Raw genomic sequence first — 15,980 nt, 5'->3', positions numbered from 1 at the left:
TCACGCATTATAAAGTAAGCAACACAAACCTAACTTATTTTTTGGTGTCATCCACTTCTTCAAACTCCGCATCTACAATATCATCTTGCTTGGCGTTAGATGAAGATTCTGACTCGCCACCAGCTTGCTGCTGTTGCTTCGCCATCATTTTTTCAGTCATTTTTTGTGATGCGGCCGCTAAAGCTTGAACCTTCTCGTCAATCTTCGCTTTATCATCACCTTTCATCGCCTCTTCCACATCCTTGATCGCCGCTTCAATCGCGTCTTTCTCTGCTGCTTCAAGGCCCTCACCCGCATCGGCCATGGCCTTACGCGTTGCGTGAATCATCGCATCCGCCTGGTTGCGTGTTTCCACCAACTCTTTCATCTTGCGATCTTCTTCCGCATGGGCTTCAGCATCCTTCACCATACGCTCAACTTCTTCATCGGTTAAACCTGAGGAGGCTTTAATGGTAATGTTTTGCTCTTTACCAGTCGCTTTATCTTTCGCTGATACATTCAAAATACCGTTGGCATCAATATCAAAGGTGACTTCGATTTGTGGCATACCACGTTGAGCCGGCGGAATATCTTCCAAATTAAACTGACCCAACGACTTGTTACCCGACGCCATTTCACGCTCACCTTGCAATACGTGAATGGTTACCGCTGTTTGATTGTCTTCAGCGGTTGAGAACACTTGCGATTTACGTGTTGGAATCGTGGTGTTTTTCTCAATCAACTTGGTCATTACGCCGCCCATTGTTTCAATACCTAGCGACAAAGGAGATACGTCTAACAACAACACATCTTTAACATCACCTGACAATACACCACCTTGAATCGCCGCACCCATTGCGACCGCTTCATCTGGGTTCACATCACGACGAGGCTCCTTGCCAAAGAACTCTTTTACGCGTGCTTGCACCATCGGCACACGAGTTGAACCGCCAACCAAAATGACATCATCAATTTCCGACGCTTTTAAACCGGCATCTTTTAATGCAATCTTACAAGGCTCAATCGAACGCGCCACTAAATCTTCTACCAATGACTCAAACTTCGCACGAGTAATTTTAATGTTCATGTGCTTCGGCCCGGTCGCATCGGCGGTGATATAAGGCAAGTTAATATCAGTTTGCTCACGCGATGACAATTCAATCTTCGCTTTTTCAGCGGCTTCACGCAAACGCTGCAAGGCTAGAGGATCATTGGTTAGATCCACACCTTGATCTTTTTTGAATTCCGCTACCAAATAATCCATGATTTGCTTGTCAAAGTCTTCACCACCCAAGAAGGTGTCACCGTTAGTTGATAACACTTCAACTTGCTTTTCACCGTCTAGGTCAGCTACTTCGATAATCGAAATATCGAAGGTACCGCCACCCAAGTCATACACCGCAATTTTGCTATCGCCTTTTGCTTTGTCCATACCATAAGCCAGAGCCGCAGCGGTTGGCTCGTTGATGATACGCTTCACTTCCAGACCGGCAATCTTACCTGCGTCCTTGGTCGCTTGACGCTGTGCATCGTTAAAGTACGCCGGAACAGTAATGACCGCTTCGGTGACCTCATGACCCAAGTAATCTTCTGCGGTTTTTTTCATTTTTTGCAAAGTACGCGCAGACACCTCTTGTGGTGACATTTTTTTGCCATCAACATCCACCCACGCATCGCCATTGTCAGCCGCGACAATCGCATAAGGCACCATGCCGATATCTTTTTTCACTTCTTTGTCTTCAAAACGACGACCGATCAAACGCTTGATCGCAAACAAGGTGTTTTTCGGATTCGTCACCGCTTGACGCTTGGCTGAATCGCCAACTAATACTTCACCATCATTGGTGTAAGCCACAATCGACGGCGTGGTACGTGCACCCTCAGCGTTAGGAATAACTTTGACATCCTTGCCTTCCATCACCGCCACACATGAGTTGGTGGTTCCCAAGTCTATACCAATAATCTTTGCCATGTTTTTCTCTCCAAATTCAATTTAATCTTTAAAAGCTTGTTTTATTAATAGGTGCTGTTTTTATTATTTCAAGCAATCCAGCCAAATTTTTTACTGCGCAACAATCACACGCGCAGGTCTAATCAAACGCTCATTTAAGGCGTACCCTTTCTGAAACACCTCAACCACAGTATTACTGTCATGATCTGGCGAAGGAATCATCGTCATTGCCTCGTGTTTTTGTGGATCAAACTTTTCACCCGCTGGATTAATACGCTCAACATTACAATCAGCCAATACATCTAACAGCTGCTTAAACGTCATATCTAAACCTTCACGAATGGATTCCACTGAGGCCTCAGCCTTGTTTGAGGCCTCGAGGCCTAACTCCAAACTGTCCGCTACCGGAACTAATGCATGCAACAGCTTCTCAACACCATATTTGTGGGCATTTTCGACTTCAATACGTGAACGACGACGTAAGTTTTCCATCTCAGCTTGCAAACGTAACAAACTATCCCAATGCTGCGCAGCTTGCTGTTGCGCAGCGGCTAGTTCAGCCATTGGGTCAAATGCCTCATCTAAATCTGCTTGCTGCGCGTCATTTGCGTCCGGCTGATCAACCTGCTGATCTGATTGCTCATTTACTAACGGTTCTTGCCCAGTCAAATTTTCTGGCTGCTGCATGCTTGGCTCCTTAAAAATTAATTAAAATAAACTTTAGGTTTAGTGGGGGATGCTTTTGATATTTCAAGTCTAGAATCAAAAAAATAGCCCAAGTGGACTCACTTTTCCAACTGAGCCGGCTTAGCTTTTCAGCTATAATCAGATTTTAGAGTAGTTAAAAAGTTATCATAAAAACGGATTTCGTCATGTTTGATCGCATCGCAATTTTTGGAAAATATAATGGGTTTCAATCCTGGAAAAGCATTGATAAATTGATCAAGTTCTTTCAGGATCGCAACAAACAGGTGCTCTTAGACCAAACATCCTGTCAAGATTTTCCAGTGGAACGCTATGGTGTACCCCTACTAAGCCGCGATAAAATGCTCGGACAGTTCGACCTAGCGATTGTGGTAGGTGGTGATGGTACGTTTTTAGATGTAGCACGTTTTGTTGTAGATCAACAAAAGCCAATACTCGGTGTTAATTTAGGGCGACTTGGATTTTTAGCTGACGTCTCGCCTGAATCCATGTTAAGTACGATGGAAGATGTATTAAACGGCACCTATGACTGTGAAGAACGAAACCTGCTAAGTGTGGCTATTTTTGACCAAGATGAAAAAGTATTTGAACACCTCGCTTTCAATGATGTGGTTATTCATAAACCTGACGCCCCCAAGATGATTGAGTTTGAAACCTTCATCAATGGTCGCTTCCTAAAAAGCCAACGCTCTGACGGCATGATCATCGCGACGCCAACCGGCTCTACCGCCTATGCGTTATCAGCCGGGGGCCCCATCGTTGATCCAAGCCTCAATGTGTTAACGCTGGTCTCAATTAATCCACACACCATGAGCAATCGACCTTTTGTGGTTGATGGTGATAGTCAAATTGAACTTCGTGCTCATGAGAACTGTAACGGTATTGCGCGTATTACCTGTGATGGTCAAATCACTTTTGAAATTAATGCCCGTCATCGTACGCAGGTCAAACGTCATCAACATTTTATAAAACTAATCCATCCATGTGGACATGACTACTTTCAACTTTTACGCGCCAAACTGCACTGGGGTGAAAAACTATAATGCTGTCTTTCTTGCACATCCAAAATCTTGCGTTAATTAATCAGCTTGAACTCAACTTCAAACCCGGTTTAACCGTGTTAACCGGTGAAACCGGTGCTGGAAAATCGATTTTACTCGATGGGTTAGGCTTAGTATTGGGCGAACGCGCTGACTCAAACTTAGTTCGTCATGGCAAGACCAAGGCAACAGTGACCGCAGAGTTTGATTTAACTCAAGCTCCTGATCAACAGGCATGGTTACAGCAGCATGATCTTGAAGATGAGCATCAAGCACAGAACTGCATCTTACAACGCAGCGTGGCTGCAGATGGTCGCTCCAAAGCCTATATCAATGGCCGCCCTACTACGCTGGCTAAGCTTAAAGAACTGGGACAACAACTCATTGTGGTGCACGGCCAGCATCAACATCAAGCCTTAATGAGTCAGGATACCCAACGCGATTTATTAGACCGATTTGGCCAACACCAGCCACTAACCGATCAAGTTAAATCGGCGTACAAAACTTGGCAACAACTTACCCAGCAACTGCAACAACTTCGCGATGCACAACAAGATGCTCAAGCAAAACTTGAGCTACTGGCTTTTAAGCAACAGGAATTTGCTAAGATCAAACCGCTAGCCGGTGAATTTGATCAATTGGCCGAAGAACAACGCACCCTCGCTCATGCGAATGACATTAAAACCGCAGGCCTGCAAGCGTTTGAGCATCTTGATGGCGACACCAGTGCCGCTAGCCTAATCAGTAAAGCACTTCATGAAATTGAACGCGCCGTTAGCTACAGCCCCGAACTCGCGCAACTACAACAGCGTTTAGAAGGACTACTTATTGAGCTGCAAGAGCTAGCCGGAGAGCTGTATCACTACAGTGACAAGATTGAACTCGACCCCTACCGTTTGGAAGAAGTTGATACGCGACTAGGACAACTCCACGCACTGGCCAAAAAATACCACCTAGAGCCAAATGACCTCGCCCAGTATTTTGAAACACTTAATAACGAATTAGCCTCGCTTGCCAGACACGATGAACATTCAGCTGAATTAGAAGCGTCCATAAAACAGGCACACATAAAACTTTTGCAAGCTTCACAGAGTTTAACGCTAGCCCGCAAACAAACAGCGCAAACGCTCAACCAAACTATTAGTGCGGCCATGCAATCGCTTGGTATGGCTCACGGTCGTTTTGAAGTCGCAGTGGAATCTCAATCGCTAAGTGCTCAAGGGCAAGACCGGATAAACTTTTTGGTACAAACCAACCCTGGTCAACCGGCACAAGCCTTAAATAAAATTGCCTCCGGCGGTGAATTGTCGCGAATTAGCTTAGCGATTCAAGTCGCTTGTGCTCAGGTTGCGCAAACCGCAACACTGATTTTTGACGAAGTGGATGTAGGCATTGGCGGCGCTGTGGCCGAAGTAGTTGGTCAAAAAATGCGTCAATTAGGTCATCAACGCCAAGTATTTGCTGTGACCCATTTAGGGCAGGTCGCCAGTTATGGCAATCAGCACTTCAAGGTCGCAAAAGAAAACACGGGGGATGAAACCATTACTCAAGTAGTGCCTTTAACCCAGCAAGCAAGAGTGAGTGAAATCGCTAGAATGATTGGCGGAATTGACATTACAGAGCAAACATTAGGTTTAGCGGACGAACTTTTAAACAAAGCCCAATCTTTTTGAACGGCAGGTTATATAGAGTCTTTTGCTTCAGCGCCCAGCTAAAAATGCGGGCGCTGAAGACTAGCAATCAAAATAAAATTGGCATTTATTTACGACCACGGCCATCCTTGCTCATCTCTGATTCAAGAGTACCGTAAATAACGAGGTTATGGTTGGATAAGTTATAACCATTTTCCTTGGCAATATCACGAATCCGATCTTCAATCACCGGATCAACAAACTCTTTAACAAATCCTGATTTCAAACAAACCAAATGATCATGATTATCGCCCGTGTCTAACTCAAACACAGAGATGTTATTTTCGAAGTTTAAACGGCGCACAATACCTGCCTGTTCAAACTGGGTAAGGACACGATAAACCGTGGCTAAACCCACTTCTTCGCCCTGCTCAATCAAGATTTTATAAACATCTTCCGCAGTCAAATGGTGCTGATCGCCCGCTGACTCTAAGATTTGCAAGATTTTTAGCCGTGGCAGGGTCACTTTCAAGCCCACACGTTTTAATTCATGACCGCTCATTTAAAGACTCCACTTATGAGATTTGTTATTATTTTAAAGTAATGGCTTGTATGAACAACTTTTGACTATAATAACGAAAAAAATATGCCCTACATCGTTTAAAAATTAATCAATAATTGAATTTTAATAGTGAATTTCAATTTAGTAAAGCACTAAATACCCCTAAACAGGAAAGATTATGACTCTAAAAGCGCCACTTCTTCATCTAACTTGGATATCGTTACTTAGCCTTGCATTAAGTGGCTGCGGCGGCATTAAACCCTTCAAAGCCCCTGTTTCACAGGGTGTTGTAATTGAGCAGGCCATGATCGATGAGTTGCAAGTCGGATTAAGCCAGCAACAAGTCCGCAGCTTATTAGGCCCCAATTACGGCCAGCATCCCTTCCGCCCAAATATTTGGGATTATACCTATGCCACCAGCAATCGTTCACTGCATACCGATGCGGCTGGTCGCTTACAGTTGATTTTTGATGATCAAGGATTTCTAGAGTCTTGGCAGGTTATTGAAGCAGACAGCCGCAAAATCAAACTCTAACCTCAATCAGCTTCAGCCGCAACCTGTCTTCTACGCTCTTTGGGATCGACTTTCAAGGGGCGATAAACCTCCACCCGATCGCCTTCACGCAATGCCGTATCATGCGCAACCGGACGACTAAAAATACCTAGCTGCTCAACCACTGCTTCAGGGTAGTCTGATTGAAGTGGGCTCAGTTTGATCGCTTCAATCGCTGTTGTATTGACTGGAACCTGTAAAGCATAAATGGATTGTTTGTCTGGCAACGCATAAGCGACCTCAACCAGCATCGTCTGCAAATCAGCTGCTGTATTAACCATAAATTTGCTCCGCTCGGGCAACAAAACTGCTGACAAAGGTATTGGCAATCTGCTCAAAAATGCTGTTGAGCGCTACCTTTAGTAGGCCAGAACTGACTTCAAATTCAATCTCAAAATTAATTTTGCAGGCCTGTTCATCCAATGCTTTAAAGCTCCATTCACCCTGTAAATGACTAAACGGCCCTTCCAAAAGACGCATTTCGATGCGCTGATTAGGCGTCAGATGATTCTGGGTCTTGAAAACTTGCTTCAACCCCAATTTTGCAATCGTCACTTCCGCTTGCATGGAAAACTCATCCGCCATTAATACGCGCGCACCGCCACACCAGGGCAAAAACTCTGGATAACGCGCGACATCGTTCACTACGTCATACATTTGTTTAGCCGAGTAATTTAACAAGGCCGTGCGGGAAATTTTTTTCATAGCCGTCTTTTTTTAAGCAAACTTCGTTATAATGCGCGACATTATGGCAAAAAAAGCAAAGAAACAAAACCACTCTAATCGCATCGCTGAGAATCGCAAAGCGCGCTTTGATTATTTCATTGAAGAAACCTTTGAAGCAGGCCTGGTGTTAGAAGGCTGGGAAATCAAAAGCCTGCGTGCGGGTAAGGTTCAAATTAACGAAAGCTACATTCTGTTTAAAAACAATGAAGCTTGGTTATTTGGTGCGCTGATTACGCCGCTCATTACGGCCTCCTCTCATCAAGTACACGACCCGTTGCGTACGCGTAAATTATTGATGCACCGGCGTCAGATTGATCGTTTAATGGGTCAGGTTGATCAAAAAGGCTATACCGTTGTGTCTCTTAATTTACATTGGCACCAAGGTCGGGTAAAAATCGACATTGGTTTGGCGAAAGGTAAAAAACTGCATGACAAACGCGCCACAGAAAAAGAGCGCGATTGGAATCGGGACAAGCAACGTATTCTTAAATCATTCGGTTAACCAGGCCTGCAACTGTGGCCAAAGTCTCGCTAGAATAATGGGTTGAGCGGCGGCATTAGGGTGTAAACCATCCTCTAGCATTAACTCCTGATTCAACGCCACATCAGCCAGAAAAAAAGGATCGAGCGGCACCTGATATTCTTCAGCCAACTGCAGATACATTTGCGCTAAACGTCGATCAAACGCCGGCCCATAATTTGGCGGCAATCGAATACCCAACAACTTCACTTTGGCGCCCTGCTGCTGACTCAACTCAATCATTTGCGCTAGGTTGCGTTGGGTTTGGTTCAAGTTTTGACCGCGCAGGGCATCATTCGCGCCCAGCTCAATAATCACAAAAGTAGGTTGATGTTGTGCCAGCAGGCCGGGTAAACGCTGCAAACCGCCCGAGGTGGTTTCACCACTCAAACTAGCATTGATCACTTGTACGTTTTTTAATTGTTGCATAGTCTGCTGAGTCAGTTTTTGGTCTAATAGGGTCACCCAACCGTTCTCTTGCGGAATACCATAAGCCGCACTCAGGCTATCGCCCAAAACCAACAAGGTAGATGAAGAGGACTGTACCGATTGACTGGCTAACAGTAACACCCAACTTACAAGTAGCAGCGTTATCACACGCACTAACGGATGATAAAGAGAACATAATCCATGACCGACAACCCGACTAATTCTATTTTGAGCTTGCACAATGTTCATTACGAAGTATCCTCTGCGTCTTCACCTTTGGCTATCTTAAAGGGCTGTGAACTAGAAGTCGAGCCACAACAAAGTTTAGCGATAGTAGGACGTTCTGGTTCCGGAAAATCCACATTGCTTGCTTTAATGGCCGGATTAGACACCGCCACACGCGGTGATGTGCGCTTGCTATCGCATAATCTTAGTCAACTTAATGAAGATCAACGTGCGCAAATTCGCGCCCAATCAGTCGGCTTTGTATTTCAAAACTTTCAACTCATGTCGGGCTTAACCGCACTAGAAAATGTCATGATGCCACTGGAACTCTTTAACCTCGACCAGCCCAAGCAACGCGCAGAGCAAGCGCTAGAATCTGTAGGCCTGACTCATCGTTTACACCATCGGCCACAATCCCTATCGGGCGGCGAGCAACAACGCGTCGCAATTGCGCGCGCGCTCGTCACCCAACCTAAGATTTTGTTTGCCGATGAACCTACTGGCAACTTGGATGAAACCACCGCTCATCAAGTGCAGGATTTGCTATTTAACTTGCAAGATCACACCACCTTAATTCTCGTCACCCACGACGTGGACTATGCTGCGCGTTGCCAACGCCAAGTCCGTCTTGAACATGGTCTGCTCATTGAGGATCAGCCATGCCACTAATTAGCACGGCATTGCGTTGGTTTTGGCGCGGCATTCGTCGTGGTGATTGGCTGTGGTTATGGATTGCAGTAGTGATTGCCAGCACCAGCGTGACCTTGGTTGAGCAGGTCGCACAAACGGTGCAAAAAAGTATGTTGAGCAAAGCGGCTGAATCCTTATCCGCTGATCTGGTCATACGCTCTACTCGCCCGATTGAGTCCAGCTGGCAACAATGGGCAGAGGAGAACCAATTAGCCACTAGCGAGACCCTCAGCCTTACCACTATGGCACTGCACCAAGATCAATTTCAAATGGTCATGCTCAAAGGTGTGTCAGCCAATTACCCATTACGAGGACAGCTGCGCACGCAAAACCACAAAAATTTAAATGAATTGGGCGATAGCGCCGTGTTCGCTGATCCACAATTAGCAGGCCTGCTAGGACTAGAATTGGGCAACAAACTCACACTCGGGGCACAAGATTTTGTCGCGCTAGACTGGTTAAGCGACCAAGATGTGTTTCAGGCCACCTTTAGCCAGTTCGCGCCACAGGTTATCTTACCGATTGAACAGATTGACGCCTTAGGTTTGCTCGGTCCAGGCAGCCGGGCAACTTTTGAATTAGGGTTTAGTGGTGCAGCACAAGCCTTAGATGAACTCTATTTACGCTTGGTTGAAGCCGACGAACCGCATTGGCAAATTATTCAAGCTCGCGCACCGACCCCAGATCTTGAGCGCGCCCTTAACACCGCATGGCTATTTTTAGATCTTGCGTCCCTGGCCACCGTACTCGTAGCAGGCCTGGCAATTCTGATAGCCAGCCAGTTTTATCTAAAACGCTGGACCGCGACTCTCGCACTATTACGCGCCACCGGTGCGACCAGCCGTCGTTTGGTAAGTTTATTTGCACTGCAATTGACCTTTCTAGCCGTATTTGCCAGCGGTCTAGGTATCCTGTTGGGGTTAGCTTTGTTTTATCTTCTCACACCGGTGCTGGCCAATTACTTTAGTCCCTTGGTGATTGCTGCGCCAGGCACCGCCATGCTATTAGGCTTGCTCAGTGGTACGCTCGCGCTATGGACCTTTTCTTGGCCGGCGTTTTATCGTGCCATGCAAGTCTCGCCACTCAGCGTGTTACGCCAAGATTTAAGCCCTAAAAGTGCCTTAACAGCCTTATTAGTCAGCCTGGTGCTGCTATTCTTACTGATGTCCCTGCTGCTCAATAACCAGCTGCTCATTTGGGCACTGCCAAGCTTATTAATTGGCGGCGCATTACTAGCCCTGCTAGCAGGCCTGCTACTTTGGGGTTTGGTTAAGGTTCAACCTTTTACCCGAGGCTGGTTACGCGTCGCCATTGCTGGTTTAACACGGGCACCAGGCCTGGTGGTGACGCAACTCGTTGCGATTGGCTTGGTGATTTTTGTGCTACTGGTCATGTCATTTGTGCGCCATGATTTACTCAACGCTTGGCAAGCTACCCTGCCTGCCGATATGCCTGATACCTTTGTGATGAATATTCAGCCGGATCAACATGAAGGTGTCGCGAGACTCTTAGCCGAGCAAAATTTAACCGCCGAACTGGTACCCATGGTACGAGGTCGGTTGGTGGCGAAAAATGACCAACCGATGCGTGCCAGCCAATTTGACGAACCGCGCGCTAAACGCCTATTGGAGCGCGAAGCGAATATCGCGGTATTATCAGCGCCCCCCAACTATAACCGTATCACAGCGCAGCTACCAATTAATCAATGGCAAACCGACCTACCCGGTGTGTCCATCGAGGCCGAGATTGCCGAGCTGTTTGGCCTAGCATTAGGCGATGTGCTGACCTATGACTTAATTGGTGAAACACGTCAGTATCAAGTGCGCAGCTTACGTGAAGTCGATTGGCAGAGCTTTCGGTTAAACTTCTTTTTTATTTTAGAACCCACTGAACAGTCTTTGCCTATTACCTACATTACCAATTTCCAATCTAACCTGGATGAAACGGCTACGCTAGCATTGCGCTTAGCGATTAATGAACAGTTTTCAGGGGTGTTATGGGTTGATGCGCGGGCTATGATTCGCCAAATTCGAGACATTATGAGTCAAGCAGCGATGGCCGTCACCTTACTCTATATGTTTACGCTCGTGGCCAGCCTAGTGGTCGTGTTTACCGCCACCCAATCGACCCAGCTAGCACGCCTGAGAACCTGGCTATTACTTCGAACGCTTGGCGCTAAACAGGCGGATATTGTTAAGATTGGTTTAACCGAGTTTGTGTTAATCGGTATTTTAGGCGGTCTATTTGCGGCTAGTTTAGGCCAACTAGCCAGTATGCTGATTGCGCATTTTTGGCTAGAACTGAGCGTAGGATTTAACCCTTGGATCTGGCTGAGCGCCATTGTGATGAGTGCACTGTTATTGCTACTGATTGGTTGGCTGACGCAGCGACACCCGTTGCGCCAAACACCCAAGCAATTGCTGCAAGCCTTACAGGCCGATTAACCACTATAAGCAGGCCTGCTTAATCTTGCGCAGCCTGCTAAAACCTACTTGTGGATTAATCTTGCTCAGGGATTTATTTAGAGCTTAAAAACAGTTTATAGCCCGGGTTGTCCTGCTCAGACACATAGGGGTACTTTAAACAATCTAAATAGGCCTCAAAATCAGCATGATGCTGATCAGGCACCTGCACCCCCACTAACACGCGGCCAAATGCATCGCTGTGATTACGATAATGAAACAAACTAATATTCCACTCAACACTCATGTGGCTTAAAAAATTAAGCAATGCGCCTGGACGTTCAGGGAACTCAAAACGATAGACCTTTTCATCGGCTAGGCCGGGGACGCGTCCGCCAACCAAATGACGCAAATGTAACTTGGCCAATTCGTTGTCTGACATATCCTCTACCTCGTACCCCAGCTCGCGCAAATGCCCAACAAGCTGTTGTTGTTCGGCATAGCCGCCGCTGGTACGCACGCCCACAAACACCAAGGCTTCTTGGTCATCGGCATAGCGATAATTGAATTCGGTAATGACCCGCTGCGGCCCTAAATCTTCACAAAAACGTTTAAAACTGCCCGGCTGTTCTTTAATTTTGACCGCAAAAATTGCTTCACGTTTTTCACCTAGCTCGGTACGCTCCGCAATATGATGCAAGCGGTCAAAGTTCATATTCGCGCCACTGACAATTGCGCCCAAACTCAAATTAGACACACCGCGTTGTTGGACAAATTTTTTCAAACCCGCTACGGCTAGCGCACCCGCTGGTTCAGAAATAGCCCGCGTATCTTCAAACACATCCTTAATAGCCGCACAAATTTCGTCTGTTGACACCGTAATCATTTCATCCACACAGGCCAGGGCGATTTCAAACGGTTTTTCGCCGACTTGGGCGACCGCCGCGCCATCGGCAAATAAACCAACTTGCGGTAATACCACCCGCTCTTTTGCGGCTAAGGCTTGGGTCATCGAAGCGGCATCTTCAGCTTCCACCCCAACAATACGCGTTTTGGGCCAAATTTGTTTTAGCACCGCAGCAATACCAGCAATCAAACCGCCGCCACCAACACACACAAACACCACATCAAAAGGCTTGGGATGTTGGCGTAATATTTCTAGTGCAATCGTGCCCTGTCCGGCAATGACATCTTCATCATCATAAGGGTGAATAAAGGTTAAGCCCTGCTCGCGCATTAATTGTTTAGCGTAAACCGCCGCCTCATCAAAGGCTTCACCATGCAAAACGACTTCAGCCCCCAAGCGTTTTACGGCGTTCACTTTGATCGGAGGCGTTGTTTGCGGCATCACGATAATGGCTTTAATACCCATTTTTTTGGCTGACAAGGCCACGCCCTGCGCATGATTACCCGCCGACGCAGCAATGACCCCAGCCGCCTGTTGTGCGGGCGTAAGTTTGACCATTTTGGCATAGGCACCGCGCAACTTGAACGAAAACACCGGCTGCAAATCTTCGCGCTTTAACCACACCTGGTTGAGTAATTTTTGCGATAACAACGGCGCCAATTCCAACGGCGTTTCCTCCGCTACATCATAAACCGGCACGGTCAACACATTTTTGAGTACATCTTCTAGCAGCGCCATTACATTTCTATCCGAACAAAACGCCATTATAACAACTCCAACGCAACTGCAAGAATCAATCGCTTCTAAACACCTGCCCAACATCTCAATACTCTCTCAATACTCTGGTGTAAAAATCTGTCTAAACTAATGCGCAATTTCAATCAAATTGAGGCTAGATGACATCATGCGTCCAACTTTACTACACCTGACCATTAGCAGTTTATTAGCCACGCCTGTCTTTGCGCAGGCCAATAATACTGACACGCCCACCCTACCGGCTATTGCCGTGTCTGGTCAGCTAGATAGCACACCCGAGCTTAACGAACTGCTCAACCGCCAGGGCAATAGTGAATCAGGTGCGCTATTGCGCAACTTTTCAGGTGTCGATGGTCAACGCTTAGGTGGTCATGGTCTTGATATGATTATTCGCGGCCAAGGACAATCAGCGGTGAATGTATTAATCGATGGCGGCAAAATCGAAGGGGGTTGCCCCAATCGCATGGACCCACCGACGGCCTACACTGAACTGAGTAGCTTTGATCGCATCGAAATTATCAAAGGGATTAAATCATTGCAATATGGCGTCGGTGGTACGGGTGGTACAGTCATTTTGCATCGTGACCGTCCGGAATTTGCGCCAGGTCAATCTATTATGGGTGAGGCGTTTATCGGTACAGCCAGCAATGGTGTACGCGAAAACTATGGTGCCGAGGTCACCGCCGGTAACGATCAAGTGTATATTCGGTTACAAGGCAGTTATAAGGATGCCGAAAACTACCGCGATGGTAATGGCGACGAAGTGCGTTCCAGTTATCGCACCACTCAAGGGCATATCGATTTAGGTTGGAATCCCACCGCTAATCAACACATTAAGCTATCCCATGAAATCGCCAATACTGCCGACGCATTGTTTCAAGGTGCGGGGATGGATTCACCCAAGTCTGATGGCACCATGACGCGGTTAAGTTATGAGGCGGACGAACTAGCAGGCCTGGTAAACAGCATTGAGATCTCAGTCTATCGCTCTGAAGTCGATCATGTAATGAATAATTTTAGCTTACGCCCGAACAGTGGTATGCGAATGGAAGTCCCCAGCGAAGTGACGACCCAAGGTGGCAAACTCCGCTTAACCTCGAATCTTGGTCAGACCTCTGTTGATTATGGGGTATTGTTGCAAACGATTGAAAAACAAGCGACGTTATTTAATAGAGTAGATAATCAATCTCAATTTCTGATGTGGCCTAACACTTCCACCGAGCAAAACAGCCTATTTATTGAAGCGAATACCGCATTATCCAGCACACAAAACTTAATTTATGGTGTGCGTGTGGATCGCGTTCAAGCCAATGCCCGCGATGCCAACACTGCACCGGATAATAATGAGGCTGTTGCTGGATCAACTAGAGAACCTGTAAACCTATATAATGCCGCCTATCAAAACTACTCCAGCAACACCAAAATAGAAGAAACCAATTGGAATGGCCTGGTTCGCTATGAACAAACCCTAAGCTCAACGCTCGCTTGGTTTGGTGGTTTGAGTCTGACCACCCGCACCGCCGATGAAACTGAACGTTTTATGGCACGTGCCGACTGGACGGGGAATCCGGATTTGAATCCTGAGCGTCATGCACAAGTGGATTTAGGTTTAAGTCACACCAGTAGCGCGTTAAATTGGTCAGTGAATGTCTATTACGACCGCGTCAGCGATTATATTTTGCGCGACCAAGCTAAAAACCAAGATTCTGCTAATGCTCGGCCTGTTATGGTAGATGGCGTTACTGATACCACTGGCATTAACAATATCTACGTCAATATCGACGCTGAAATTTATGGTGCTGAATTTGATCTGAGCTATCTGGTCAATAGCCGCTGGCTTGTCGGAGGACACCTTGCCTTTACCGAAGGGCGTAATTTAACCGATGGCCGTAACCTAAGCCATATGGCACCGCTAAATGGCCAGCTATTTGCCGAATATCTGCTCAACCAAGGTTATGCCGGGCTTCGTGCCAATTTTGCCACCCAGCAAAGCCAAGTTAACACGGATTTCAACGAACGAGAAACGCCTGCTTGGAGCACACTTGATTTCTATGCTGGCTATCAAATCAATGCAACATTTAGCCTACAAGCTGGCGTAGACAATCTTTTTGATAAGGCCTATTTTAACCACATCAACCGTAACGACCCTACAACGGGCGCAACGCTGGATAAAATTAATGAACCTGGTCGCAGCGTTTGGGCGAAACTCAACGCACGCTTTTAACCAGGCCTGCTATCGAAATTAGGTAAAATAAAGGCACAAAATAATAGGAGTTCACCATGCAGCAACGAAACTTAAACAAAGCCTTTTTATTACTCATGCTCGCGTTCGGGGTCTTTTTAGCTGGCAGCTATGCGCTCCTCTATACATTAGAACCGAAATCAACTCACCCTAGTGCGCAGTCAGTCAGCATGACCGCGCCACCGGGTGGCGATTTCACCCTGCAGTCTGATGAGGGTAGTGTGTCCTTAAGTGATTTTAACGGTCAAGTGGTACTGGCTTATTTTGGTTACACCTTTTGCCCGGATATTTGCCCTACTAATTTGGGGGAGCTCTCGCTGGCTTATCGACAATTAACGCCTGAGCAACAGCAACAGGTGCAAATTTTATTTATCTCGGTTGATCCAGAACGTGACACCCCTACACGTTTACGTCAATATGTAGATTATTTCGCTGCCGACATGCTGGGCTTAACCGCTGATGCCAGCACCATTGCCGAGGTTGCCCAACGCTATGGTGCGGTCTATTTAAAAATCGATGATGGCAGTGAAAACTATGCGGTTGATCATTCCGCGTTTACTTATGTCATCGACCGTAACGGACAATTGCAAACGCAACTGCCCCATGCCGCTGGCACTGAGTTTTATTATCAAACCCTGTTGCAATACTTAGAAAGGATTTAA

Annotated in this window: 15 protein-coding genes; 8 read left to right on the top strand and 7 right to left on the bottom strand. The window is 46.6% G+C overall.

Annotated features, from left to right (window positions below):
• Positions 1 to 34: 34 nt before the first annotated feature.
• Together dnaK and grpE are read right to left on the bottom strand one after the other, a co-directional pair.
• Complete coding sequence (gene dnaK / locus THIAE_RS03555) at positions 35 to 1,951, bottom strand: molecular chaperone DnaK (RefSeq protein ID WP_006459230.1); 1,917 nt, start codon at positions 1,949 to 1,951, stop codon at positions 35 to 37.
• A gap of 90 nt (positions 1,952 to 2,041) precedes the next feature.
• Positions 2,042 to 2,617: a nucleotide exchange factor GrpE gene (gene grpE, locus THIAE_RS03550; protein ID WP_006459231.1), complete on the bottom strand. Its 576-nt coding sequence runs from the start codon at positions 2,615 to 2,617 to the stop codon at positions 2,042 to 2,044.
• Between the two features lie 185 nt (positions 2,618 to 2,802).
• Here grpE and THIAE_RS03545 point away from each other — a divergent pair, with 185 nt between their 5' ends.
• Both THIAE_RS03545 and recN read left to right on the top strand, forming a co-directional pair.
• Positions 2,803 to 3,678 (top strand): NAD(+) kinase, encoded by an 876-nt coding sequence (locus tag THIAE_RS03545; protein ID WP_006459232.1) that lies wholly within the window; start codon positions 2,803 to 2,805, stop codon positions 3,676 to 3,678.
• Positions 3,678 to 5,348, top strand: coding sequence for a DNA repair protein RecN (gene recN, locus THIAE_RS03540; RefSeq protein ID WP_006459233.1), 1,671 nt, complete (start codon positions 3,678 to 3,680; stop codon positions 5,346 to 5,348). Before THIAE_RS03545 ends, recN begins: the two co-directional genes overlap by 1 nt.
• 85 nt (positions 5,349 to 5,433) lie before the next feature.
• Here the strand turns inward: recN and fur are convergent, their stop codons facing one another.
• Positions 5,434 to 5,868, bottom strand: a complete 435-nt coding sequence (fur, locus tag THIAE_RS03535) for a ferric iron uptake transcriptional regulator (RefSeq protein ID WP_006459234.1) — start codon at positions 5,866 to 5,868, stop codon at positions 5,434 to 5,436.
• A gap of 178 nt (positions 5,869 to 6,046) precedes the next feature.
• Here fur and THIAE_RS03530 point away from each other — a divergent pair, with 178 nt between their 5' ends.
• Positions 6,047 to 6,403, top strand: coding sequence for an outer membrane protein assembly factor BamE (locus THIAE_RS03530; protein ID WP_006459235.1), 357 nt, complete (start codon positions 6,047 to 6,049; stop codon positions 6,401 to 6,403).
• Between the two features lie 2 nt (positions 6,404 to 6,405).
• Here the strand turns inward: THIAE_RS03530 and THIAE_RS03525 are convergent, their stop codons facing one another.
• A complete protein-coding gene (locus tag THIAE_RS03525; RefSeq protein WP_006459236.1) occupies positions 6,406 to 6,702 on the bottom strand; it encodes an RnfH family protein in 297 nt (98 codons plus the stop codon).
• Positions 6,695 to 7,126: a type II toxin-antitoxin system RatA family toxin gene (locus THIAE_RS03520; protein ID WP_006459237.1), complete on the bottom strand. Its 432-nt coding sequence runs from the start codon at positions 7,124 to 7,126 to the stop codon at positions 6,695 to 6,697. Before THIAE_RS03520 ends, THIAE_RS03525 begins: the two co-directional genes overlap by 8 nt.
• Before the next feature lie 43 nt (positions 7,127 to 7,169).
• On the opposite strand from THIAE_RS03520, the gene smpB reads away from it, so the two are divergent.
• Positions 7,170 to 7,649: an SsrA-binding protein SmpB gene (smpB, locus tag THIAE_RS03515; protein ID WP_025299292.1), complete on the top strand. Its 480-nt coding sequence runs from the start codon at positions 7,170 to 7,172 to the stop codon at positions 7,647 to 7,649.
• On the opposite strand, the gene THIAE_RS03510 is transcribed toward smpB, so the two are convergent.
• Positions 7,638 to 8,345, bottom strand: a complete 708-nt coding sequence (locus tag THIAE_RS03510) for an arylesterase (protein ID WP_006459239.1) — start codon at positions 8,343 to 8,345, stop codon at positions 7,638 to 7,640. The genes smpB and THIAE_RS03510 overlap by 12 nt on opposite strands.
• Between THIAE_RS03510 and THIAE_RS03505 the strand changes: the two genes are divergently transcribed.
• Positions 8,298 to 8,990: an ABC transporter ATP-binding protein gene (locus THIAE_RS03505; RefSeq protein WP_025299290.1), complete on the top strand. Its 693-nt coding sequence runs from the start codon at positions 8,298 to 8,300 to the stop codon at positions 8,988 to 8,990. The two genes, THIAE_RS03510 and THIAE_RS03505, sit on opposite strands and share 48 nt — an antisense overlap.
• On the top strand, positions 8,981 to 11,455 hold the full coding sequence (locus THIAE_RS03500; RefSeq protein ID WP_006459241.1) for an ABC transporter permease: 2,475 nt from the start codon (positions 8,981 to 8,983) through the stop codon (positions 11,453 to 11,455). The genes THIAE_RS03505 and THIAE_RS03500 overlap by 10 nt, the downstream gene beginning before the upstream one ends.
• Before the next feature lie 73 nt (positions 11,456 to 11,528).
• Here the strand turns inward: THIAE_RS03500 and ilvA are convergent, their stop codons facing one another.
• A complete protein-coding gene (ilvA, locus tag THIAE_RS03495) occupies positions 11,529 to 13,058 on the bottom strand; it encodes a threonine ammonia-lyase, biosynthetic (protein ID WP_041483046.1) in 1,530 nt (509 codons plus the stop codon).
• 166 nt (positions 13,059 to 13,224) lie between these two features.
• On the opposite strand from ilvA, the gene THIAE_RS03490 reads away from it, so the two are divergent.
• The gene (locus tag THIAE_RS03490) at positions 13,225 to 15,300 is read left to right on the top strand and encodes a TonB-dependent receptor domain-containing protein (protein ID WP_006459243.1); all 2,076 of its coding nucleotides are present in this window, start codon (positions 13,225 to 13,227) and stop codon (positions 15,298 to 15,300) included.
• A 56-nt stretch (positions 15,301 to 15,356) separates the two neighbouring features.
• On the top strand, positions 15,357 to 15,980 hold the full coding sequence (locus THIAE_RS03485; RefSeq protein ID WP_006459244.1) for an SCO family protein: 624 nt from the start codon (positions 15,357 to 15,359) through the stop codon (positions 15,978 to 15,980).

The sequence above is a fragment of the Thiomicrospira aerophila AL3 genome, from assembly GCF_000227665.2.
GTDB classification, from domain to species: domain Bacteria; phylum Pseudomonadota; class Gammaproteobacteria; order Thiomicrospirales; family Thiomicrospiraceae; genus Thiomicrospira; species Thiomicrospira aerophila.
Note: the sequence above shows the minus strand (reverse complement) of the source record. Positions and strands in the feature narration are given on the sequence as shown.